This is a genomic window from Burkholderia sp. LA-2-3-30-S1-D2 (assembly GCF_001523915.2).
GTDB classification, from domain to species: domain Bacteria; phylum Pseudomonadota; class Gammaproteobacteria; order Burkholderiales; family Burkholderiaceae; genus Burkholderia; species Burkholderia diffusa.
The window spans coordinates 2,355,728-2,378,267 of sequence record NZ_CP013383.1; the positions used below are offsets into that span (position 1 = coordinate 2,355,728).

Here is a 22,540-nt window from a genome sequence, read left to right on the forward strand (position 1 = left end):
GCCTGCCGAGTCACGCCGGCATCGCTCGATGCGCCGTCGCCCGTGACGATTGCGTTCAACCGCTGTGCGCGTCGAGCGTGTCCACCAGCGCCGTCGCGCACTCCACGGCCAATGCCGCGCACTGTTGCGCATCGACCGGCTCGCCGTTCGTCATCGCGCCCTGCACGATCCGGCCCAGCAATTCCTTCGCCAGGTCGGCGATCTCGTGTTCCCGTTCCGTCATGATGTCCCTCCTGCGCGCCGGCCGATGACGGCGACGCGCTCATTGCCGCTGCCCGCTCAATGCCCTTTCGCCCGCACGACGATCTGCGCCTGCGTGTCGCGTTCGATGCGTTCGAGCGACGCGCGCAGCGCCGTGAACTCGTCGGGCGTGCAGACCTGGCGGCCGAATTCGGCCGTCATCCGCCGCGTGACCTGCACGATCCGCGTGGCCGCATCGAATACGTAATGCGACGCGAAGTCGACGAAGCGGTCGTGCACGGCCGCATCGGTCGGCAGGTCGCTCACCGCAACGTCGGCCGGCAGCGCGATCTGGCCGGTCTCCTCGAAACGGCCGCCGATGCACGTCCACGGCTGCGTGCGCACGGGTTCGGCCAGCCAGCCCTCGACCTGCGTCGCGATGCCGCCCGTGAGGCTCGACAGCACGGGCACGGCGGTCGTGCCGTCGGGCCACACGAAGTGATCGAGCGTGCCGTCATACGTCACATCGAACGGGCCGCCCGTCGCACGACGATCGCTCGTCGTGATCCGTGCGCGACCGCGCAGCCCGCTTTGCCGCAAGCGTTCGTTCGCGAGCTGCCGGATGCGGTCGGGCGCTGCGCGGCGAAACAGCGTGCGCTCGAGCTCGGCGGTCCAGCCGTCGTCCTCGACGAGCGCGTGAAACCGCGCGGCGCCCGGTTGCACGGCATCGATCGCCACGCGCGCGGTGCGGCGCTTCGGCTGCATGGCGGGCGTGCGCGACAGCACGCCGGTGTCGACGAGCAGCGCCGGCCGATCCATCACGATCGGCGGCAGGTAGCCGAACGCGATGCCGGCCGTCGTCGTGTCGGCGTAGCGGCCGAGATCGGGCAGCCACGTGATCGCGTGATTGATCGCGCCGCCGCCGTAACCGGGCACCGACGGCAGCGTGTACACGGAGCCGAGATTGATCAGCACCGGTTCGCTGCGGATGCCGACCGCCGCGAGCAACGCGCCGAACAGCGCGACGTGGTCCTTGCAGTCGCCGTAGCGGTTGCGCAGGATGTCGGTCACGCGATGCGGCGCGGCGGCCGTTTCGCCGAGAAAGAGCGCGACGTAGCGCACGTTCGCCTGCACCCAGTCGTACAGGATGCGTGCCTTGTCGTGCGGATCGGCGGCGTCGGCGGTGAGCGCGCGTGCGAGCTGCACGACGGCCGGATCGTTCGCGCTCGGGTCGACGGCCGCGTTGCGGTAGCGCGCGGCGAACGCCGCGTAGTCGGGCAGCGTCGACACGACGAGCCGGTCGCCGTAGGTCGGGTAACCGATCGAACCATTTTCGATGCGGTCGTACGGGCCGTGCCGGTAGTCGAATTCGTAGCGCGTGCGGCCGTTCGCGGTCACGGGCGGCAGCGCGACGTATCCGCGCGCGTCCGCGTGCAGCGTCATGTCGGCCGGCACGTCGAAGATCAGCCGCTGGTTCTCCACCGGCTCGCGCGACGGCTCGACGTAGTAGCCGAAATAACCCGCGTTGACCGGCCTCGTGCGCGACTTGCGGAACGCGATGCGCGTGCCCGACCCGGCCTCGACACCCGGAAACACGACCGTGCGCAGCAACCCGTCCTGGAACGTCGGCGCGCCGGCCGAGCGCGGCTCCTGGACGTCGCGGATGCCGTCGGGGCCGACCGGATGCGCGACGCCGTCGCGGTCGATCGTCTCGGCCGCGAGCAGGTCGACCTTCTCCAGGTTCTTGTCGAACCACACGTAGCGCTGCGCGACCGCATCGATGCCGTTCGCGTTGTTCGCGCGCAAGGTCGAATCGTCGTGCTCGTCGAGCGAACCGTCGTGCTGAATCACGAATTCGTGGACATCGCTGACGAGCGTGACGGGTGCTTCGTCGGCCACGTCGTTCGCTGCGTCCACGGCCGGGCCCGCGCCCGGCGTCGCACCGACGGCGTTCGATGCGCCGAACGCGGCGGCGCATGCCAGCATCCAGCCGGCCAGGCCGACAGAAAAGCGCACCACATCGCACCTCGTCGCGGTTCAAGGAAAGCGCGGTCACGCAGCGGACAGGGCTGACCGCGCCCCCTCGTGTCGGCCAGTGTGGGCGCCGCACCCGCACGCGTCAAGCCGTTGCGCGCCGACCTACAATGAGACATGGAAGCGTCATCGCGTGCGGCCGCCGGCATCGGCTCGATCGCCGAACGACGGCGATGGATCGTCCGCGCGCGACGAGGAGGCACCATGGAAAACGGGATCGTGGAAATCGTCGTGCTGCTGGCGTTCGTCGCGCTCGCCGTGCTGTTCTTCGTCAAGCGTCCGGGGCGCGACCGGCTGAGAGCCAAATTCCGTCATCCGCCGCTGCGGCGGCCCAACCGCCCGCATCGGCATCATCAACCCTGACGGCTGCCACCGGCAGTCGCTCACGCGCTTGCCGCGCCACCGCTACCCGACGTTCATCGGCAGCAGCACCATCTGCTTGCCCTCGACATGCAGGCGCGCCTGCAACTCGACCGGTGTCTGGTTGTGCAACCACGCGGTCAGGAAGTTCACGCGCCTGAAGATCAGCTTGCTCGCGAAGCACACGGCGTTCGGATAGTCGTCGAGCGTCGACGATGCGAGGTTCATGAATTCCACGACGGGATTCGTACCGAACGCGATCCGGTAGTCGGCGGCGATGCCGTGGCGGCGACCATCAGCAGCCCGGCCTCGAACGCGAGCACGGCCGCGAGCAGCGCGTGCCACGCGAACGCCGAGCCGAGCCGAGCCGAGCCCGAGATGGTCGATCACGCTGCCGAACACGACCGCGTTGAGCGTCTGGCCTTCGACCGGCTGCGCGTGCCACAGCATGTACAGCAGGATGATGCCGCCTGCCGTGAACGCGAGCGACGTCGACATGTACCACATCGTCACCTTGCCGTTGTGCACGCGCGGATCGGCGAGCATGTTCACGTTGTTCGACACGGCCTCGAGGCCCGTATAGGTGCCGCCGCCGAGCGAGAACGCGAGCATCACGAACACGCCGAGCGACTGCGACATCACGTGCGCCTCGTGCACAGCATCGGGCACGATCGTCGCGAGGTTGCTGCCGTGCACGGCGACGCCATACACGATCAGCCCGAAGTGCAGGACGACGAAGCCGATGAAGATCGGCCGCCGCACCAGTCCGCACATTCCAAGAGACGCGACCGACGGCGCGGCGCCGCTTTCAACGCGTAAGCGACCGACATGTCGCGCCGCCCCTCGGCCGCGTAACCGCACCGGCCGACGGCCCGGTCGCGCGAACGCTCACCGCATCGTCACACCGACCACCCTCACCGCCGCGCGCCCCGGACCCCGCGCCCAATCCCGGCCTTCCTCGTCGTCGTTTTCCCGCCGAACGATCACATCGATTGCGTCATTCGCACGGCTCGCATGGTTCGCGCCGAACGCGCTGCCCACTCGCGTCCCGTTCATGCGTTGCTCCGCGCAATTCGACATTTGTGCGCGCGCAACAATGGCGGTGCCTCGCGGCCGGCGCCGCCCGGGGGCATGTTTCCACGACGCCGGCCGCGGCGGTTCTTGAAAACCACATCTCACGAGGACATACCATGCAACTCCAATCCCATCCGGCGTGCCGTCCGTTTTACGAAGCCGGCGAACTCACGCAACTGACCGCGTTCTACGAAGAAGGCCGCAACGTCATGTGGATGATGCTGCGATCGGAGCCGCGGCCGTGTTTCAACCAGCAACTCGTCACCGACATCATCCATCTCGCGCGCGTCGCACGCGACTCGGGCCTGCCGTTCGACTTCTGGGTGACGGGCTCGCTCGTCCCCGAGCTGTTCAACGTCGGCGGCGACCTGAGCTTCTTCGTCGACGCGATCCGCAGCGGCCGCCGCGACCAGTTGATGGCCTACGCGCGCTCGTGCATCGACGGCGTGTACGAGATCTACACGGGCTTCGGCACCGGTTCGATTTCGATCGCGATGGTCGAGGGCAGCGCGCTGGGCGGCGGCTTCGAGGCCGCCCTCGCGCACCACTACATGCTCGCGCAGAAGGGCGTGAAACTCGGCTTTCCCGAGATCGCGTTCAACCTGTTCCCGGGCATGGGCGGTTATTCGCTGGTCGCACGGAAGGCGGACCGAGGGGTCGCGGAATCGCTGATCTCGTCCGGCGAGGCGCATGCGGCCGAGTGGTACGAGGATCGCGGGCTGATCGACCAGACGTTCGACGCGGGCGACGCGTATCTCGCAACGCGCACCTTCATCGACGTGATGAAGCCGAAGCTGAACGGCATCCGCGCGATGCTGCGCGCACGCGAGCGCGTGTTCAATCTCACGCGTTCAGAGCTGATGGACATCACCGAGCAATGGGTTCACGCGGCGTTCACGATCGAGCCGAAGGATCTCGCGTACATGGAACGTCTGGTGATGCTGCAGAACCGGCGCGTGTCGAAGCTGCGCACGGTGTGATGTGAGCGAAGCGCCGCCGCGAAAGCAGCGGCGCCCGTCATGCGGTGGAGCTCAGGCGATCAGCCTGAGCTTTCTCGTTTCCGCGAGCCAGGCCTCGAACGCCTGGGCCGGCATCGGCCGCGCGAAGTAGAACCCCTGCGCGTGATCGACGTTGATCTGTTTCAGGAATTCGGCTTCCGCGTGCGTCTCGACACCTTCGGCGACCACCGAGAAACTGAGCGCCTTCGCGAGCGACACGACCGAGCGCACCAGCGCCTGCGAGCGCGGGTTGCGGTCGATGCCCGTGATGAAGGTGCGATCGAGCTTGATCGAATCGAGCGGCAGCCGCGACAACTGCGACAGCGACGAATAGCCGGTGCCGAAATCGTCGAGGTGAATCTCCGCGCCGAGCTGGCGGAACTGCTTCATCAGCTCGTGCGCCGATTCCTCGTCCTCGATGAAGCTGCTTTCGGTGAGCTCGATGTCGACGAGGCTCGGCTTCAGCCCCGCGCCGTCGAGGATCGACGCGAACTGGTCGACGATGTTCATGTCCTGCAACTGCCGCGCCGACACGTTCACCGCGATCCGCACGCCGAGCCCCTTCGCCTTCCACGCGGCGGCCTGCGCGGCCGCGGTGCGCATCACCCAGCGGCCGAGCGGCCCGATCAGCCCCGACTCCTCCGCGAAACGGATGAACTCGATCGGCGCGACGAGCCCGCGATCCGGCGACTGCCAGCGGATCAGCGCCTCGACGCTGTGCACGTCGCCGGTCGCGATGTCGACGACCGGCTGGTAGTGCAGCACGAACTGCTCTTCCTCGAGCGCCTTGCGCAGGTTCGTGTCGAGCCACATGTACTTAGCGACCTTCTGGTTCATCTCCAGCGAGAACACGCGGTACGTATGCTTGCCCTCTTCCTTCGCGACGTACATCGCGGTGTCGGCGCTGCGGATCAGCGTTTCGAGCGAATCGCCATGCTGCGGATACATCGCGATGCCGATCGAGCAGCTCGTGTAGACCTCCACCAGCCCGAGGTGGATCGGCGTACGCAGCCGCTCGAGGATGATCTGCGCGGTCGCCTCGAGCAGCGGCCGCGTGCCGTGCTCGAACAGCACCAGGAATTCGTCGCCGCCGAGCCGCGCGAGCGTCGCGCCGGACGGCAGGCAGCCGCCGATGACCGCGGACACGTCCTGCAGCAGGCGGTCGCCGGTGATGTGCCCGTAGTGGTCGTTGACGCGCTTGAAGTTGTCGAGATCGAGGAACAGGATGCCGACCTGGCCGCGCACGTCGGTGCGGTCCGCGGCCAGCGCGACACGAATGCGCTCGCTGATTGCATGACGGTTCGGCAAGCCGGTCAGCACGTCGGTATTCGCGAGTTCGGTGAGCCGCTGCTGCGCTTTGCGCTCCTCGGTGACATCGATGCCCGAGCAGATCAGATATTGCTCGTCGACGCCGCTGCCGCTCTGCACGAACTTGTTGCGGAACTGGAACAGGCGCGGGCCGTTGACCGTGTTGATGTAGCGCTCGACCGCGAACGAGCGGTTGCTCTCGAAAAAGCCGGTGATGTTGCTGCGTGACTGCGCCCCCTGCTCGGGACTCATGAACAGCTCGAACGCGCTGCGGCCGATCACGTCGACCTCGCGCTTGCCCGTCACTTCCTCGCACAGGCGGTTGAAGCGCTGCACCATGCCGTTGCGGTCGAGGATCACGACGAGCGAATTCACTTCGGACACGACCTGCTCGGCGAACGCGAGCCCGTGCGCGAGGTCGCTCGCGACGGACGCGGTATCGGAATAGGCGGAGGCCGTGCCGGCCCAATTGGCGGTATCGACCTTCCGGCCGACCAGATGGAGGCTGACCGGATCGCCGAACAGCGCGAGTTCGAGCACGAGGTGCGACGTGACGCCGGTCAGCCCGCGGATCCGCGCAGCCTGCTCGCCGGTCAGTGCCACCGCGACATTGGTCAGGCCGCGAACGGCGGCCAGTTCGAGCGCATTGCTGTCGCTGCCGAGACGCCAGCATGGGCTACGCGTACCGAGATGCGCTTCGAGCACGGCGCTATCGTTTTCGTCATCCATGGACACGCCCCGATCCAGAAAAAACGCACAGTGTAGACGGAGGCGAGCCGGCCGCCACCGATCCCCGGGCGCGCTGCGCGGGTACCCGGCGGGGCAGTCGTGATGACTGTGCCAGCGGCCCTCGTTCCGTACTTGTTTCCAACCAATGCGAACCGGCGTTCGCGCATGTCGCGCGCAGGTTTCCAAGCGAATGATGGAAGCCATCTTATCAAATGACGACAAGGATTGGCACTCACATTTGACACGGGGTGTCAAGGAATCGGCACTCGATTGGCACGCGGGATTTTTCGTGATCGGCGACCGGCGCGCGGGTGCTCGCAGCGGCCCTGAGCGGGGCCGGCGGATCCCTCGGCGCGCCTTGCCAGGCGGGCGTTTGCGGGGAATCGCCATCGCCCGTCAGCGATTTGCCCCCAATTGCGTTCTGGCGGGGTCGGATCGCATTGGGCGGCACGCGGAATGGGGAATTTCCACTTCCGTTCATGCGGGAATGCGCGTCATTATTCCCATGACTCGTGCAATAGCGGGCCGATTAGTGCGAGCGACCATATCGCCGCCTCGCGCAGGCACGGCGGCGGCATGCGATGGAACCGGTGCGATTACCCGGCCGCGACGCGCAAAAACCGTCCGGCGGGCACGCCGCCGCACCGCTTCCGCGCGTTGCTTCGCCTCGCCGCGCCGCTCAGCCCGCCGCGCCGTAACCGCCGCCGCCCGGCGTTTCGACGACGAACACGTCACCCGGCGCCATCTGCGCGCGGCCGACGTGCTCGAGCGTCTCGACCGTGCCGTCCGCCCGCTCGATCGTGTTGCGGCCGAGCGCGCCGGCCTCGCCGCCCGCCGCGCCGAACGGTGCGTGGATCCGGTTGTTCGACAGGATCGACGCGGTCATCGGTTCTAGGAAGCGGATCCGCCGCACCGCGCCGTCGCCGCCGCGCCAGCGCCCGCCGCCGCCGGAGCCCGCGCGCAGCCGATGCGAGTCGAGCCGCACCGGGAAACGCCACTCGAGCACCTCCGGGTCGGTCAGCCGCGAGTTCGTCATGTGCGTCTGCACCGCGCCGACGCCCGCGAAACCGTCGCCCGCGCCGCTGCCGCCGGCGATGGTCTCGTAGTACTGGTAGCGATCGTTGCCGAACGTGAAGTTGTTCATCGTTCCCTGGCTCGATGCGACGCAGCCGAGCGCGCCGTACAGCGCGTTGGTGATCGCCGACGACGTCTCGACGTTGCCCGACACGACCGCCGCCGGATACTCGGGGTTCAGCATCGAGCGCGCCGGCACGATCACCGTCAGCGGCTTCAGGCAGCCGGCGTTCAGCGGGATGTCGTCGCCGACCAGCGTACGGAACACGTACAGCACCGCGGCCATGCAGACGGCCTTCGGCGCGTTGAAGTTGTTGTCGAGCTGCGCGGACGTGCCGGTGAAGTCGATCTCCGCACGGCGCGCCGTGCGATCGACGCGGATCGCGACATGGATTTCCGCGCCGTTGTCGAGCGGATAGCGGTACGCGCCGTCCTGCAGCGCACCGATCACGCGCCGCACCGCCTCCTCCGCGTTGTCCTGCACGTGTCGCATGAACGCGAGCACGACGTCGCGGCCGAACTGCTCGACCATCCGCCGCAGTTCGTCGACGCCCTTCTGGTTCGCCGCGATCTGCGCGCGCAGGTCGGCCATGTTCTGCTCGACGTTGCGCGCCGGATAGCGGCCCGACGCGAGCAGCGCGCGTGTGTCGGCATCGCGCAGCGCGCCCGCCGACACGAGCTGCCAGTTGTCGATCAGCACGCCCTCTTCGTCGATGTGCGTCGAATCGGGCGGCATCGAGCCCGGCGTGGTGCCGCCGATGTCCGCGTGGTGGCCGCGCGAGCCGACGTAGAACAGCGGTGTGTCCGAGCCGTCCGCGAACACCGGCGTGATGACGGTCACGTCCGGCAGATGCGTGCCGCCGTGATACGGGTCGTTCAGCATGAACACGTCGCCGTCGCGCATGCGGCCGCGGTTGCGCTCGATCACCGTGCGGATGCTCTCGCCCATCGAGCCCAGGTGCACGGGCATGTGCGGCGCGTTCGCGATCAGGTTGCCGTCGCCGTCGAAGATCGCGCACGAGAAGTCGAGCCGCTCCTTGATGTTCACCGAATACGCGGTGTTCTGCAGCCGCAGCCCCATCTGCTCGGCGATCGACATGAACAGGTTGTTGAAGATCTCGAGCCGCACCGGGTCGGCGTCGGTGCCGAGCGAGCGGCGCGTCGGCAGCGGCGTCGTGCGCGTCAGCACGAGATTGCCCTGCGCGGTCATCCGCGCGCGCCAGCCGGGTTCGACGACGGTCGTGCCGTTCTTCTCCGCGACGATCGCGGGGCCATCGATCGCGTCGCCGGCGAGCAGCGTGTCGCGCACGTACAGCGCCGCGTCATGCCATTGGCCGCCGGAATAGAAACGCACGGCGCCGTGCGCGTGCGGCGCCGCGCCCTCGTCGCGCGGCACGAGCGGTGCGATCTCGACCGGCGCATCGGAGCGGCCGATCGCCTCGACCGATGCCAGTTCGGCGACCAGCGGCGTGCCGGGCATCAGGAACGCGTAACGCTGCCGGTAAGCGGCTTCGAACGCCCGCTGCATCGCCGCGACGCTGCCGGCCGGCACGTCGAGCGCGGAATCGGTGCCCTGATAGCGCAGGTGCACGCGACGCTCGGTCGCGATGCGCTCCGGCGGCACGCCCTGTTCGAGCAGCGCGCCGACGGCTTCGTCGGTCAGCCGGTCGAGCGCGGCATTCAGCGCCGGCAACGATTCATCGGACAGCACGGCCTCCACCGCGCGCTCGCGCATCGCGGTCTGGTCGGCAAGCCCCATCCCGTAGGCGGACAGCACGCCCGCGAGCGGATGTGCGAACACCTGCGTCATCCCGAGCGCGTCGGCCACGCCGCACGCGTGCTGGCCGCCCGCGCCGCCGAACGTCGTCAGCACGTAGCGCGACACGTCGTGGCCGCGCTGCACCGAGATCTTCTTGATCGCGTTCGCCATGCTGCCGATCGCGATTTCCAGGAACCCTTCGGCCAGCGCCTCGGGCGTGTCGCGCCGCCCGGTCGCCGCGTGGATCTCGTCGGCGAGCGCGGCGAATTTCGCGACCACGACGTCGCGGTCGAGCGGCTCGTCCGCATGCGGGCCGAATACGCGCGGGAAGTGATCGGGCTGGATCTTGCCGAGCATCACGTTGCAGTCGGTCACCGTCAGCGGGCCGCCGCGCCGGTACGCGGCCGGCCCCGGGTTCGCGCCGGCCGATTCGGGCCCGACGCGCAGGCGCGCGCCGTCGAAACCGAGCACCGAGCCGCCGCCGGCCGCGACCGTGTGGATGCTCATCATCGGCGCGCGCATCCGCACGCCGGCCACCTGCGTCTCGAACACGCGCTCGAATTCGCCGTTGTAGTGCGACACGTCGGTCGACGTGCCGCCCATGTCGAAGCCGATCACGCGGTCGAAGCCGGCCGCGCGCGCGGCGCGCACCATTCCGACGATGCCGCCGGCCGGGCCGGACAGGATCGCGTCCTTGCCCTGGAACGCATCGGCGCGCGTCAGGCCGCCGCTGCTCTGCATGAACTGCAGGTTCACGCCGGGCATCTCGTGCGCGACCTGCTCGACGTAGCGGCGCAGGATGGGCGACAGGTACGCGTCGACCACGGTCGTGTCGCCGCGCGACACCATCTTCATCAGCGGCGACACCTCGTGCGACACCGACACTTGCGTGAAGCCGATCCGGCGCGCGAGGTCGGCCAGCGCGCGTTCGTGCGCCGTGTAGCGATAGCCGTGGATGAGCACGATGGCCAGTGCCTGCACGCCCGAGTCGAACACGCGGCGCAACGCTGCTTGCGCACCCTGCACGTCGAGCGGCACGACGACGTCGCCGTGCGCGCCGATCCGCTCGTCGATTTCGACGACGGTCTCGTACAGCGCATCGGGCAGCACGATGTCGAGGTCGAACAGGCGCGGGCGGTTCTGGTACGCGATGCGCAGCACGTCGCGAAAGCCGCGCGTCGTCGCGAGCGCAATGCGTTCGCCCTTGCGTTCGAGCAGCGCATTGGTCGCCACCGTCGTGCCCATCTTCACCATGTCGACGCGTTCGGGCGTAATCGGCTCGCCGTCGGCGAGGCCGAGCAGGTGGCGGATGCCGGCCACGGCCGCATCGCGATACTGCTCGGGGTTCTCCGACAGCAGCTTGTGCGTGACGAGCGAGCCGTCGGGCCGGCGCGCGACGATGTCGGTGAAGGTGCCGCCGCGGTCGATCCAGAATTGCCAGCGCGCGGCGTCGGAGGAAACGGGGAAGATGTGTCGATCAGTCATGGCGATGAACTCGATGCGTCGTTGATTCGAAAGACGAGCGCCGCCGCACGGCGCGCGTCGCGCGCCGCGTGAGGGCTTCGATGAACAGGGAGAGGTAAAACGGTGGCGGGCGGGTGCGCGTTCAGGCAGCGTCGAGTTCGCGGCCGCGCGTCTCAGGCAGCGTCAGCGCCGCGACGATCACCACGCCGTACGCGGCGACCGCGAAGATGCCGATGCTCATGCCGAGCCCGTATTGTTTGGACAGCGCGCCGATCAGGAACGGGAACAGTGCGCCGATCGCGCGGCCGACGTTGTAGCAGAAGCCTTGCCCGGAGCCGCGCACGCGAGTCGGGAACAGTTCGGTGAGGAACGCCCCCATCCCGGAGAAGATGCCCGATGCGAAGAAACCGAGCGGGAAGCCGAGCCACAGCATTGACGCGTTGGTCAGGTTCAGCGACGTGTACGAGAACGCGATCACCATCGAGCCGACCGCGAACAGGATGAAGTTCGGCTTGCGGCCGAGGCGGTCGGTCAGGTATGCGCTCGTCAGGTAGCCGACCCACGAGCCGAGGATGATCATCGCGAGATAGCCGCCGGTGCCCATCACGGTCAGGTGCCGCTCGGTCTTGAGGAACGTCGGCAGCCAGGTCGTGATCGCGTAGTAGCCGCCTTGCGCGCCGGTCGTCAGCAGCGCCGCGCGCAGCGTCGTCGACAGCAGCTTCGGCGCGAAGATCTCGGTAAGGCGCGGCGCGTCTGCCACCTTCGCCTGCGTGGCTTTCTCCTTCTCGTAGACGTCGGGCTCCTTCACGTAGCGGCGGATCACGACCACCAGCAGCGCGGGCGCGAGGCCGACGAGGAATAGCGCGCGCCATGCCTGCTCGGCCGGCAGCACAGAAAACAGCAGCGCATACAGCAGCGCGGACAGCCCCCAGCCGATCGCCCAGCCCGACTGCACGAGGCCGACCGCCTTGCCGCGATCGCGCGCGCGGATCACTTCGCCGATCAGCACCGCGCCGGCCGTCCATTCGCCGCCGAAGCCGAAGCCCATCAGCGCGCGCGCCGCGAGCAGCTGGTGGTAGTTCTGCGCGAGCCCGCACAGCGCGGTGAACACCGCGAACCACAGCACCGTCAGCTGCAGCGTGCGCACGCGGCCGATCCGGTCGGACAGGATGCCCGCCATCCAGCCGCCCGCCGCCGACGCGAGCAGCGTCACCGTGCCGATGAAGCCGGCGTCCGCCAGCGAGATGCCCCAGGTCGCGACGAGCGTCGGGATCACGAACGACAGCATCTGCGTGTCCATCCCGTCGAGCATGTAGCCAACCTTGCAGCTCCAGAACGCGCGTCGCTCGCGCGGCTGCGCGTCCGCATACCATCCGAACAGGCCGTTGCGCGCGGGGCCCGCGGGGTCGGCGGCGGGCGCCGCGAGGGTCTTGCTTTCCATGGTGAAGCTCCTGTCGAAATGTGCGGTCGAAACCGTGCGTGTCGTGCGTGGTGCGTGGTGCGTGGTGCGTGGTGCGTCGTACGTCGTGCTAGCGATCGCCGGGCTGCGGCTGCGCGCCGCCCTCCGGTCGGGCGGATCGTCTGCGGTCGCGACGCGCCGCCCCGTCGGGGCCAGACCAGCAACCGTGCGGGCCGCCGGCGCCAGCCGGATCAGAACACGGCCAGCGACGCGTTCGTGATGTCCGTCATCAGCATGTAGCCGGGCGTATGCGCGATCGCGAGCGGCAGCTTCGCCTCCATCAGCGCGGTTTGCGGCGTCACGCCGCACGCCCAGAATACCGGCAGTTCGTCGTCGCGCACCGTCACCGCATCGCCGAAATCGGGGGCGCCGAGATCGGCGATGCCGAGCTCACGCGGATGGCCGATATGGACCGGCGCGCCGTGCACGCCCGGGAACCGGCTCGTGATCTGCACCGCGCGGATCGCGTCGGCGCCGCGCAGCGGGCGCATCGACACGACCAGCTGGCCGCCGAAGATCCCTGCGCGGCGATTCGGAATCGACGTGCGGTACATCGGCACGTTGCGCCCCTCCTCGATGTGGCGCAACCCGATCCCTTCGCGCGCCAGCATGTCCTCGAACGAGAACGAGCAACCGATCGCGAACACGACGAAATCGTCACGCCACAGCGCTTCGAGCGACTCGACCCGCTCGGTCAGGCGGCCGTCGCGGTATACGTTGTAGCTCGGCACGTCGGTGCGGATGTCGAGATCCTCGCCGAGCACGTCGAGCCGGAACGCACCCGGTTCGCCCACGCCCAGCAGCGGGCACGCCTTCGGGTTCGCCTGGCAGAAGCGCAGGAAATCGTGCGCGTACACGTCCGGCAGGATCGCGAGGTTCGCTTGCGCGAACGGGCCGCACTGGCCGGCCGTCGGGCTGCGGAATGCACCGTTGCGTACGGACTGGCGGAATTCGGTAGGCGTCATGATGGTCGTTGGCAGATCGATATGTCGTCGGGATGACGGTTGCGTCAGCGGATACGGCGAAGAATAGAAAAGAAAAAATTTCGTCGCCAACGAGTTTTTTTGCACCGCGTGTATAGAATTTCTTAACGGATCTCGGGGTTTTCCCCGGTCCCGTTCACTTTTCTTCACCGGCAAGCTGCGCATCCACCGTCCGCCCGATCGCCATGAACACGCGTTTCCTCGAAACCTTCGTCACGCTCGCGAAGCTGCGCAACTTCCGCACGACGGCCGCCGCGCTGCACGCGACACCGGCCGCGATCTCGCAGCGCCTGAAGGCGCTCGAGGACGAATTGCAGACCGTGCTCGTCGATCGCGACAGCCGCGAGTTCCGGCTCACGCCGAACGGCGAATATCTGCTCGGCTATGCGAAGGCCGTCGTCGAGGCCACGCACGAGCTGCAGGCCGCCGCTGCCGGCGAAAGCGCGCTGCGCGGCAAGCTGCGGCTCGGCGTGATCGAGACGGTCGTGCACAGCTGGCTGCCGCATTACCTGCGCCGCCTCGCCGCCGACTATCCGCAGCTGGAGATCGACCTGACCGTCGACGTCAGCGTCGTGCTGCAGCGCCGGCTGATGGCCGGCGAACTCGACCTGATCATTCGCGTGGAAGGCAGCGACGAGGCATCGGTCGTCTGCGACGCGCTCGCGAACTATCCGGTGCGCTGGATCGCGCGCGCGGGGCTGCTGCCCACCACGCGCACGGGCCTCGCACGGCAGGTGCTGCGCCAGCCGATCCTGACCTACGGTCGCGGCACCGCGCCCCACCGCGCGCTCGAGGACATCGTGCGCACGCTGGCGCACGCGCATGGCGTGCCGCTGTCGGAGACGCGCATCACCGGCTCGCCGTCGATCTCGGTGATCGTGCAGCTCGTGCGCGACGGCTACGGCGTGGCGGCAATTCCGGTGCTGTTCGTCGATGCGTTGATCGCCAGCGGCGAGGTCGTCGAGCTACCGCTGCAGCCGTCGCCGCCGTCGATCGTCGTGTCGATGTCGCGGCGGGCGGACGCGCCGAAGTTCGTGCACGGGGCGTCGATCGCGGCGCGGGCTGCCTGTCAGGAGTATTGCGAAAAGAGCAACCGGTTGCTGGTCGAGGCGCTTTGAGGTGGTTCGACATCGCCGCGCGAATCGCACACAATCGCACTCGACACTTGTGACACCCGCTTCGCGTTGTGAATGCCGGCATGGCCGTCAGGCATTCATCGTTTCGCACGCCCCTGCACGACAAGAAACAAGAAGGCAGACATGCAGACCCGCACCGCTTTCCCTCCTTCCCTGAAACGCGCGCGCATCGTCGTCATCGCCGTGTATGTCGCGTCGCTGCTGCTGCCCGCGTTCGCCGAGCCGCCCAATGGGGCCGGTGCGGTGAGCTGGTGGCACGGCTACACGGTGCTCGCGCTCGGCTGGCTCGGGATGCTCGACCTGCAGTTCGCCTGGCTCGGCAATCCGCTGCTCGTCGCCGCGCTGGTCAAGCCGAACCGGACGGTGTCGGGGCTGCTCGGCATCGTCGTGGTGCTCGCGCTCGCGTGGCACACGCTGCCGACCGACGCACGGGTCGAAACGATCAGCGATTTCGGATTCGGGTACTACCTGTGGATCGCGGCGATGGTCGGCGCGGCGGCATTGCCGTGGGTCGGTGAGCGCAAGATGAGAGGCGCTGTCGCGGCGGGCGAGGTTTCCGCCGCGGCCGAAAACGGCGCCGCCGATGCGTCGAATGCCGGCACGGTGCCGATCCGCTCGATCGGCAAGCCGGGCGGATGGACCGTCACCGCGACCGACACGCAGATCAGCGCAATCGACCCGCAAGGCGCGATACGCGGAATCGCGCTATCCGCACTCGGCGCGGTGGCGATCGAGACCAACGACCAGGGGCCGTTCGTGTCGGACGTGTGGTGGATGCTGTTCGACACGCGCAAGCAGCTTGCCTGCGCGTTCCCGCAGGACGCGGAAGGCGCGAAGGCGGCGGTCGACCGGCTGCTCGACCTGCCCGGCATCGATCATCGCAAGGTGATCGACGCGCAGACGTCGGTACAGAACGCGATGTTCCCGATCTGGGAGCGCGCGACGCAGACGGACGCGCCGCGCGACGTCGCCCAGCAACGCGAAAACTGAACGGTGCGTCGTTCACGCGAACGTCCGGGAAGTGTGCCTGCTTCGCCTTCGCTTCCAGATGCGCGGGATGCCGAATCAACCGTTGCAGCGCGGCTTCCGATTCCCGGTAGCAAACGTTCCGGATCGGCCCCGCCTCGGTGTTCTCCCATGCCTCCTCGCCGAGGTAGCCGGGTGTCGAGCGATGCGTCGTCGCGACCGGCCTTGCCCGCGCATGCCCATTCTGCTTCGGTCGGCAGGTCGCGGCCGAGCCTGTGCGCAAACGCGCGCGCGTGCGTCGTGGCTACGAAGCGTGGACGATGCGCTGCGGCACGCGCTCGCCGTCTGCGTCGTCCGACGCCAGCATGCGCGGAATCTCGTCAACGAGCGCATCGATGACGACGCGCACCTTCATCGGCACGTTGCGCGACGCCGGCCGCACCGCGAACACTTCGGCGCCCGACACGCTGTCGCTGTCCATCACGAGCGCGAGACGGCCGTCGCGCACGTAGGGCGCCATCAGCCAGCACGGCAGCCACGCGAGGCCCGCGCCGGATGCCGCCGCGTCTGCGATCGCCTGCAGGTCGTCGAATCGCAGGCGGCCTGCCGGGCGATGGTCGTGCACCGCGCCGTCCGCGCCGATGATGCGCCACGGCGTCGGCTGCCCGCCGCGCGAATAGGCGATGCCGTCGTGCAGTGCGAGTTCGTCGAGCCCCGACGGCCGGCCATGACGATCGAGATAGGTCGGCGACGCGCAGATGCCCATGCGCTGCACCCCAAGCTTGCGGCCGACCAGCGCGCTCGTATCGGCCAGCGGGCCGATACGCACCGCGATGTCGAAGCCGTCGTTGACGAGATCGGCGACGCGATCACTGAACGACACGTCGATTTCAAGCCGCGGATGGCGCTCGATGAGGCGGCGCACGACGGGCGCCACGCATTGCCGGCCGAACAGCACGGGCACGCTGACCCGCACGCGCCCGGTCGGCTCGCGCCGGCCCGCGTCGAGCGCGGCTTCCGTCTCGCCGAGTTCGGCCAGCAACCGCCGACACTGCTCGTAATAGACGAGCCCTTCGTCGGTCAAGCCGATCTGGCGCGTCGTGCGCTGCAAGAGCCGCGCACCGAGCCGCTGTTCGAGCCGCGCGACGATCTTCGCAACAGCCGAGCGCGTCATGCCGAGGCGCAGCGCCGCCGCCGCGAAGCTGCCCGACTCCACGACGTCGACAAATTCGGCGATGCCTCTCAGCCGCTCGTCCATGCAATTCCGCTCCGGTGGGATGACAGGTTTGTGTCCGCCACGGCGACAATCATTGGCCGAATTCTCGCCAATGCGTCCCGCTGCGCAACACTATGATAGTCCGGTCCATCTCGAAAAAGGAGTCGACATGCATGCATGGCAAATCAAACCGGGGGACGGCATTGCCGGGCTCCGCCGCGTCGACGCGACGCTTCGCCCGGTCGGGCCGACCGACGTCGTCGTGAAGATCCACTCGGCCGCACTGAACTATCGCGACCTGATGTTCGCGCGCGGCGACTATCTCGGCATCGGCACCGAAGCGCTGATACCCGTCGCCGACGGCGCCGGCGAAGTCGTCGAAACCGGTCGCGACGTCACGCGGTTCAAGCCGGGCGATCGCGTGATCAACACGTATTTCCCGCGCTGGATCGACGGGCCGCCCACGCCGAGGAAGGTCTCGGGGTCACCCGGCTCGCATTTCGACGGCGTGCTCGCGGAACGCTTCGTCTCCGACGAAACCGCGCTCGTCGCGATTCCCGCGCATCTCGACTACGACGAGGCGGCAACGCTGTCGTGCGCGGGCATCACCGCGTGGAATGCGCTGTTCGTCGACGGCGGGCTGGGACCGGGTGCGACGGTCGTGCTGCTCGGCACGGGCGGTGTATCGATCATCGCGCTGCAGCTTGCGCATGCGGCCGGACTGCGCACGATCGTGACCTCGTCGAGCGATGCAAAGCTCGAACGCGCCCGCGCACTCGGTGCGGACGCAACGATCAACTACCGCACGACACCCGAATGGCAGCATGAAGTGCTGCGGCTCACCGACGGTGCGGGCGCGGATCTCGTCATCGAAGTCGGCGGACGCGATACGCTCGCGCGCTCGGTCGCCGCGACGAAAATGGGCGGCATCGTATCGGTCATCGGCGGCCTCAGCAGCTTCGGCGGCCCGGAACTCGGGCTGCTTTCGCTGATCGGCGGCTTCAGGAAGCTGCACGGCTTCATGGTCGGCAGCCGCGCGATGCTCGACGACGTCGTGCGGCTCGTCGACGCGAAACGGATCAAGCCGGTGGTCGATCGCGTGTTCGGTTTCGACGAAGCGCCGCAGGCCTATGCCTGCCTGCAGTCGGGACAGCATTTCGGCAAGGTCGTGATTCGCGTCGCGTCGTGACGGATGAAGGCGGCGCACGCCGCCTTCTCCTCGCCGCACGCTTCGCGCCAGCCGCGCGCGCCGTCGTCAGAACATCTGGCGCAGGCCGATCGCGGCCCCGACGTTGTTGGTTCTGCCGATCTGGTCGACCTTGCCGGTGAGCCGGTTGGTGGCACCCGGATAGTCGGCCGCGAACGCGCCGTTGCCGCGTGCGAAATCGACCGTGCCGTACACCTCGGTGTGCTTCGACAGCGCATATTCGGCAAGCACGGTCGCCGAGTAGTTGATCCCGGAGCCGAGCGTGCCGTCGAGCCGCTCCGCATTGCGCGCATGGCCGTAATAACCGGCCACCGTGATCAGCAGCGGCGCGGTGGCCTGCCAGTTCGCGCCGACGTAGAACGTATCGTCGATGCGATTCGGGCTGCCGCCGCCGAGCGTGGGCGCCCCGGCCTGCTGCATGTTGAAGTCCGTCGTGCCCGTCTTGTCCTGACCGTGCAGCCAGCCGGCCAGCAGGCGCACGGACGGCGTGACCTGATACGCGCCGCTCACGTGCACGAAGCTCACCTTCGCGCCGTTGACCGAACTGCCGTTCACCGACGACACCGAGGTCTGCTGGTAGCCGGCGTTGATCGACGCGGGCCCTTGCGCGTAGGTCAGCTCGACGCCGTACGTGCTGTCGAGGCCCATCGCGCCGGCATGATTGCCGAACCCGTAGATCGCATCGACGCTGAAGCCGCTGTACGAGAACTTGTACTTCACCGAGTTCGGCACCGTCAGGTAATTGCCGATGCCGTTGTACGCCCAGCTGTCCTGCCAGTAGTCGCCGACGGTCATCGGATCGAACACGTCGCCCATCGTGTCGTACAGCGGGGCGTACTGGTTGCCGAAGGTCAGTGAGCCGTACCGGTCGCTCGACAGGCCGACGTATGCCTGCCGGCTGAACAGCGTGTTCGCGACGTGCAGCTTGCCGTCGCCGAGCTCGAAACCGTTCTCCAGACGAAAGATCGCCGACAGGCCGCCGCCGAGATCCTCGCTGCCGCGCAAGCCCCAGCGGCTGTGCGTTTCGGGGCCGACCGTCATTCCGATCAGGTCCTTCCCGTCGGGGCCGGCATTCGTCTGATAACGGATCGCCGTATCGACGAGGCCATACAACGTGACGGAACTCTGCGCAAATGCGGACGATGCCGCGGTCAAGACGAATATCGCGCCGACACCACCGGATACGACGATGCGTTTCATGAAAGGCCTCCCTGAGCGATTGATTTTGTAAGCAGTCCGACAGCATTCGTGTCCGCCTGCCGGTATAGCGCTCGGGAGAATAATCGGTCATATTCGCAACACCTATTGCTCTTTCTGGATTGGACCTTTCCAACGCCGTCAACAATCGCGGTAGCAGCCGTGCAACGCCCGGAGCGTCGCGCGCGGGTAAGATGGACGCTCCTTCCGTCGCTTCGCCGCCCAAGCCATGTCGACCACCATCGCCCCCCTGCTGCCGCTCGCCGGCGTCCTGCTCCTGAGCGTGGCCAGCCCGGGCCCGAACTTCGTGATCGTCACGTCGACCGCGGTCGCGCAGCGCCGCGCCGGCGTGATGACCGGGCTCGGCCTCGCGGCCGCATCGGGCACCTGGGCCGCGATCGCGGTTGCCGGCCTCGGCCTGCTCGTGACCCACGTCGCCTGGGTGCACAGCGCGCTGCGGCTCGCGGGCGCCACGTACCTGATCTGGCTCGGCCTGAAAATGGTGCTGACCGCGCGCCAGCCGCTCGCCGTTTCCGCGCCGGCCGCGTCCTCCGATTGGCATGCCGCGAAGAAGGGTTACGTGGTCAGCATGACGAACCCGAAATCCGTCGCGTTCTACGGCAGCATCTTCGCGTTGATGGTGCCGGCTCATGCGCCGGCGTGGTTCGATCTCGCGGTCGTCGCGCTGTCGATCGGAATTTCGGGCGCGTGGTACTGCACGATGGCGCTGCTCGCGTCGCACCCGTCGGTGCGTCGGCTGCTGATCCGACGCAAGACCGTGCTCGACACGACGGCCGGGCTGCTGCTGATGGGGCTTGGCGGGCGGATGCTGGCAGGGCGCTGAGCGCCATTGCGGCCCCGCATCGCCACGGAAAGGGGCAACTTGCGACACCTTGCACGCGATGCGCCACACGTTGAAACGGAATCCGAAATGAAATCGCGCGCCGGGTCGAATGGCGCGCTTCGATGGAACGATGGATCGATGGATCGATGGATCGATGGATCGATGGCCGACGGGCGTGACGCGTCGTCGACGCACCACGCCCGTCACGGCATCAGCGTACCGGATCGACTGCCACGATCGGCGCGCCGCGCCCCTCGATGTCACGCCCCGCGAGCAAGCACAGATCCTCGCGATGATGCGCGGCAACCACCTGCACACCCACCGGCACGTTGTTCACGATCCCGGTCGTCACCGCGAGCCCCGGCAGCCCCAACGCCGGCAGCGCCCGCAGCGTGAGCTGCGCTTCCCATACGCGCTCGAACGCTTCCGGCCCTTGCCGATCGAGATCGTCGGGAAACGGAAGCTCGGACGACACCGGCAACAACAACACCGCATATTCGTCGAGAAAGAGGCGCCACTGCCGCGTCAGCGTCGTACGCCTCACGAGCGCACGGCTGATCACATCGGCCGGCAGATCGCGCACCTTGCCGCGCACGGCGGCGATCACCGCGGCCGCGCCCGGATCGCCGTCGCTCGCCACCGCGTTTGCCAGCGCATCGAATCCGTCGCCGAGCCAGAGCTGCTCCTGCAACAGCGCGGCCTCGCGCATCGGCGGCGTATCGTCGATTTCTTCGACGGCCCATCCCGCGTCGACGAGCCGTCGCGCGGTATCGCGCAACGCGGCCTCGACCTCGGGCACGACTTCCAGACCGCGCGGACGCACGCACAGCGCCGCGCGCTTCGGCACGGGGCGACCGTCGATCGGCACCGGCACGTGCCACGGGTCGCGCGGGTCCGGTGCGGCGAGCGCACGCAGCGCCAGCGCGAGATCGTCGATCGTGCGTGCGATCGGCCCCGTCGTCGACATCAGTTGCGCGCCGATCGCACGCTCCGGCGACGACGCATTGAATGCCGGCACACGCCCGAGCGACGGCCGGATGCCATGCACGCCACACGCATAGGCCGGATAACGCACCGAGCCGCCGATGTCGGTGCCGAGCGCGATCGGGCCGATCCCGGCCGCAACGGCAGCGGCTGCGCCGCCGCTCGAACCGCCCGGCGTCAGCGAACGGTTGCGTGGATTGTACGTATGGCCGTGCACGAGGTTCGACGTGAACCAGCGCAGCGCGAACGTCGGCGAATTGGTGCGGCCGAGCAGCACGGCGCCGGCCTTTCTCAGGTTCGACACCGACGGGCTGTCGGCGCTCGCGATCAGGTTTTCCTGCAACCGCGTGCCGTTGGTCGTCGCGAACGCCGCGACGTCGACGTTGATCTTCACGGTCACGGGCACCCCGGCAAGCGGGCCCGGATCGTCGCCGCGGGCGATCGCGCGATCGACGTCGTCGGCCTGCCGCCGCACGTCGTCGGGGCGGTGCTCGACCACCGCATTGATCGCCGGGTTCACCGCGTCGAGGCGGGCCAGTGCGGCATCCGCCACTTCCCGCGCGGACACTTCACGTTGCCGCACGCGTTTCGCAATTTCAGTCGCCGACAGTTGCCAGAGTTGCTGCGTCATGACTTCTCCTCGTGAAAGGACATCACAATCACCGACGGCGCCACGTCATCCGCCACGCGGCGCCGCATTCACTCACTGCGCATCCTGCTTCGCACGTTCCGCGGCCGCGATGATCGCGTCGGCCACGGCCTTGGGCTGGCTCAGCATCGCGACGTGGCTGCTGTTCACGCGCGTGACCGTCGCGCCGATCCGCTTCGCCATCGCCTCTTGCAGCTTCGGATCGATCATCCGGTCCTGCGTCGTGACGACGAACGACGACGGCTTGGCATGCCACGCGGCCTGCGCGACCTTCTCCGAGATGCAGCCACCGTACCACGGCCCTTGCGTCGCCGCGACGACGCGTTGCTGCGCGGGCGGAAGGTCCGGTGCGAAATCCTGCGCGATCGCCTTGTCCGACAGCGTCGCGAAACCGCCTCCGTCCTTGCGCAGCTCGCCGGCCCACGACGGCGCCGGCAACCCCTGCGTGACATCGGCGATCGACTGGCCGTTGTCCGGCGCGAATGCCGCGACGTAGACGAGCGACTTCACCTTGTCGTCATTGCCGGCGTCGCTGATCACGACACCGGCCCACGAATGGCCGACCAGCACGACAGGGCCCTTCTGTTCGTCGATCGCGCGCTTCGTCGCGGCTGCGTCGTCGGCCAGCGAGCTCAGCGGGTTCTGCACCGACACGACGTGCAGGCCGCGCGCTTCGAGCAGCGGAATCACGCGGTTCCAGCTCGACCCGTCGGCGAATGCGCCGTGCACGAGCACGACGTTCGTGCCCTTCAGGTCTTCCTTCGGCGCGGCCTGCGCCGCGACCGCACCGAACAGCCCGCCGAGCACCGCCGCGGACACCAGAACCCGTTTCGTCAAACCGATCATCTTCATGCTCCTTTCCGTCGTGTCGTTCATCTGAAGTGTTTCCGATGCGGCCGCGCCCGCGCGCGGCAGGCGC

The 22,540-nt window shown here is 68.2% G+C and carries 16 protein-coding genes and 3 pseudogenes; 6 read left to right on the top strand and 13 right to left on the bottom strand.

The window, feature by feature from the left end:
• Nucleotides 1–55: 55 nt before the first annotated feature.
• A complete protein-coding gene (locus tag WS66_RS34055; RefSeq protein WP_175814644.1) occupies nt 56–223 on the bottom strand; it encodes a hypothetical protein in 168 nt (55 codons plus the stop codon).
• Nucleotides 224–279: 56 nt separating this feature from the next.
• Nucleotides 280–2,166 (bottom strand): DUF3857 domain-containing transglutaminase family protein, encoded by a 1,887-nt coding sequence (locus WS66_RS10790; protein WP_108064671.1) that lies wholly within the window; start codon nt 2,164–2,166, stop codon nt 280–282.
• Between the two features lie 252 nt (nt 2,167–2,418).
• Between WS66_RS10790 and WS66_RS34060 the strand changes: the two genes are divergently transcribed.
• Nucleotides 2,419–2,577 (top strand): hypothetical protein, encoded by a 159-nt coding sequence (locus WS66_RS34060; protein ID WP_174909089.1) that lies wholly within the window; start codon nt 2,419–2,421, stop codon nt 2,575–2,577.
• A 42-nt stretch (nt 2,578–2,619) separates the two neighbouring features.
• On the opposite strand, the pseudogene WS66_RS10800 reads toward WS66_RS34060, so the two are convergent.
• Nucleotides 2,620–3,339, bottom strand: a pseudogene (locus WS66_RS10800) (hypothetical protein); the annotation flags it as partial.
• A 425-nt stretch (nt 3,340–3,764) separates the two neighbouring features.
• Between WS66_RS10800 and WS66_RS10810 the strand changes: the two are divergent.
• Nucleotides 3,765–4,628 (top strand): crotonase/enoyl-CoA hydratase family protein, encoded by an 864-nt coding sequence (locus WS66_RS10810; protein WP_059601177.1) that lies wholly within the window; start codon nt 3,765–3,767, stop codon nt 4,626–4,628.
• A gap of 51 nt (nt 4,629–4,679) precedes the next feature.
• On the opposite strand, the gene pdeR is transcribed toward WS66_RS10810, so the two are convergent.
• The 4 genes from pdeR to WS66_RS10830 all read right to left on the bottom strand — a co-directional run bounded on the left by pdeR (nt 4,680) and on the right by WS66_RS10830 (nt 13,404).
• The gene (gene pdeR, locus WS66_RS10815) at nt 4,680–6,683 is read right to left on the bottom strand and encodes a cyclic di-GMP phosphodiesterase (protein WP_059601174.1); all 2,004 of its coding nucleotides are present in this window, start codon (nt 6,681–6,683) and stop codon (nt 4,680–4,682) included.
• A gap of 679 nt (nt 6,684–7,362) precedes the next feature.
• Nucleotides 7,363–11,001, bottom strand: coding sequence for a hydantoinase B/oxoprolinase family protein (locus WS66_RS10820; RefSeq protein WP_059601172.1), 3,639 nt, complete (start codon nt 10,999–11,001; stop codon nt 7,363–7,365).
• Nucleotides 11,002–11,122: 121 nt separating this feature from the next.
• Nucleotides 11,123–12,421 carry an MFS transporter gene (locus WS66_RS10825; RefSeq protein WP_059601170.1) on the bottom strand — a complete coding sequence of 433 codons (1,299 nt, stop codon included), beginning with the start codon at nt 12,419–12,421 and terminating at the stop codon, nt 11,123–11,125.
• A gap of 209 nt (nt 12,422–12,630) precedes the next feature.
• Entirely contained in the window at nt 12,631–13,404 is a 774-nt protein-coding gene (locus WS66_RS10830) for a putative hydro-lyase (protein ID WP_059601167.1), read from the bottom strand.
• A 203-nt stretch (nt 13,405–13,607) separates the two neighbouring features.
• Between WS66_RS10830 and WS66_RS10835 the strand changes: the two genes are divergently transcribed.
• Both WS66_RS10835 and WS66_RS10840 read left to right on the top strand, forming a co-directional pair.
• Entirely contained in the window at nt 13,608–14,540 is a 933-nt protein-coding gene (locus WS66_RS10835) for a LysR family transcriptional regulator (RefSeq protein WP_059601165.1), read from the top strand.
• 141 nt (nt 14,541–14,681) lie between these two features.
• Nucleotides 14,682–15,548, top strand: a complete 867-nt coding sequence (locus tag WS66_RS10840) for a hypothetical protein (RefSeq protein ID WP_059601162.1) — start codon at nt 14,682–14,684, stop codon at nt 15,546–15,548.
• A 22-nt stretch (nt 15,549–15,570) separates the two neighbouring features.
• On the opposite strand, the pseudogene WS66_RS34365 reads toward WS66_RS10840, so the two are convergent.
• The 3 genes and pseudogenes from WS66_RS34365 to WS66_RS10855 all read right to left on the bottom strand — a co-directional run.
• A pseudogene (locus WS66_RS34365) lies at nt 15,571–15,732 on the bottom strand (antibiotic biosynthesis monooxygenase); the annotation flags it as partial.
• A pseudogene (locus WS66_RS34770) lies at nt 15,722–15,817 on the bottom strand (SUMF1/EgtB/PvdO family nonheme iron enzyme); the annotation flags it as partial. The pseudogenes WS66_RS34365 and WS66_RS34770, both read right to left, overlap by 11 nt.
• An 11-nt stretch (nt 15,818–15,828) precedes the next feature.
• Nucleotides 15,829–16,782, bottom strand: a complete 954-nt coding sequence (locus WS66_RS10855) for a LysR family transcriptional regulator (protein ID WP_059601159.1) — start codon at nt 16,780–16,782, stop codon at nt 15,829–15,831.
• Nucleotides 16,783–16,909: 127 nt separating this feature from the next.
• Between WS66_RS10855 and WS66_RS10860 the strand changes: the two genes are divergently transcribed.
• Nucleotides 16,910–17,929 (top strand): zinc-dependent alcohol dehydrogenase family protein, encoded by a 1,020-nt coding sequence (locus WS66_RS10860; RefSeq protein WP_059601157.1) that lies wholly within the window; start codon nt 16,910–16,912, stop codon nt 17,927–17,929.
• A gap of 66 nt (nt 17,930–17,995) precedes the next feature.
• Here the strand turns inward: WS66_RS10860 and WS66_RS10865 are convergent, their stop codons facing one another.
• Nucleotides 17,996–19,147: a porin gene (locus WS66_RS10865; RefSeq protein WP_059601155.1), complete on the bottom strand. Its 1,152-nt coding sequence runs from the start codon at nt 19,145–19,147 to the stop codon at nt 17,996–17,998.
• 226 nt (nt 19,148–19,373) lie between these two features.
• On the opposite strand from WS66_RS10865, the gene WS66_RS10870 reads away from it, so the two are divergent.
• Nucleotides 19,374–19,988 (top strand): LysE family translocator, encoded by a 615-nt coding sequence (locus WS66_RS10870; RefSeq protein WP_059601153.1) that lies wholly within the window; start codon nt 19,374–19,376, stop codon nt 19,986–19,988.
• Between the two features lie 211 nt (nt 19,989–20,199).
• Here the strand turns inward: WS66_RS10870 and WS66_RS10875 are convergent, their stop codons facing one another.
• Both WS66_RS10875 and WS66_RS10880 read right to left on the bottom strand, forming a co-directional pair.
• Nucleotides 20,200–21,603, bottom strand: a complete 1,404-nt coding sequence (locus WS66_RS10875; protein ID WP_059601151.1) for an amidase family protein — start codon at nt 21,601–21,603, stop codon at nt 20,200–20,202.
• A gap of 72 nt (nt 21,604–21,675) precedes the next feature.
• A complete protein-coding gene (locus WS66_RS10880; protein ID WP_059601813.1) occupies nt 21,676–22,467 on the bottom strand; it encodes an alpha/beta fold hydrolase in 792 nt (263 codons plus the stop codon).
• Nucleotides 22,468–22,540 lie beyond the last annotated feature (73 nt).

Bases quoted from the DNA above. Each gene is read 5' to 3' on its own strand.
- WS66_RS10825 (WP_059601170.1), bottom strand. From the start codon at position 12,421: ATGGAAAGCAAGACCCTCGCGGCGCCCGCCGCCGACCCCGCGGGCCCC.
- WS66_RS34060 (WP_174909089.1), top strand. From the start codon at position 2,419: ATGGAAAACGGGATCGTGGAAATCGTCGTGCTGCTGGCGTTCGTCGCG.
- WS66_RS10870 (WP_059601153.1), top strand. From the start codon at position 19,374: ATGTCGACCACCATCGCCCCCCTGCTGCCGCTCGCCGGCGTCCTGCTC.
- WS66_RS10855 (WP_059601159.1), bottom strand. From the start codon at position 16,782: ATGGACGAGCGGCTGAGAGGCATCGCCGAATTTGTCGACGTCGTGGAG.
- WS66_RS10810 (WP_059601177.1), top strand. From the start codon at position 3,765: ATGCAACTCCAATCCCATCCGGCGTGCCGTCCGTTTTACGAAGCCGGC.
- WS66_RS10840 (WP_059601162.1), top strand. From the start codon at position 14,682: ATGCAGACCCGCACCGCTTTCCCTCCTTCCCTGAAACGCGCGCGCATC.
- WS66_RS10880 (WP_059601813.1), bottom strand. From the start codon at position 22,467: ATGATCGGTTTGACGAAACGGGTTCTGGTGTCCGCGGCGGTGCTCGGC.
- WS66_RS10875 (WP_059601151.1), bottom strand. From the start codon at position 21,603: ATGACGCAGCAACTCTGGCAACTGTCGGCGACTGAAATTGCGAAACGC.
- WS66_RS10860 (WP_059601157.1), top strand. From the start codon at position 16,910: ATGCATGCATGGCAAATCAAACCGGGGGACGGCATTGCCGGGCTCCGC.
- WS66_RS10835 (WP_059601165.1), top strand. From the start codon at position 13,608: ATGAACACGCGTTTCCTCGAAACCTTCGTCACGCTCGCGAAGCTGCGC.
- WS66_RS10865 (WP_059601155.1), bottom strand. From the start codon at position 19,147: ATGAAACGCATCGTCGTATCCGGTGGTGTCGGCGCGATATTCGTCTTG.
- WS66_RS34055 (WP_175814644.1), bottom strand. From the start codon at position 223: ATGACGGAACGGGAACACGAGATCGCCGACCTGGCGAAGGAATTGCTG.
- WS66_RS10830 (WP_059601167.1), bottom strand. From the start codon at position 13,404: ATGACGCCTACCGAATTCCGCCAGTCCGTACGCAACGGTGCATTCCGC.
- pdeR (WP_059601174.1), bottom strand. From the start codon at position 6,683: ATGGATGACGAAAACGATAGCGCCGTGCTCGAAGCGCATCTCGGTACG.
- WS66_RS10790 (WP_108064671.1), bottom strand. From the start codon at position 2,166: ATGCTGGCATGCGCCGCCGCGTTCGGCGCATCGAACGCCGTCGGTGCG.
- WS66_RS10820 (WP_059601172.1), bottom strand. From the start codon at position 11,001: ATGACTGATCGACACATCTTCCCCGTTTCCTCCGACGCCGCGCGCTGG.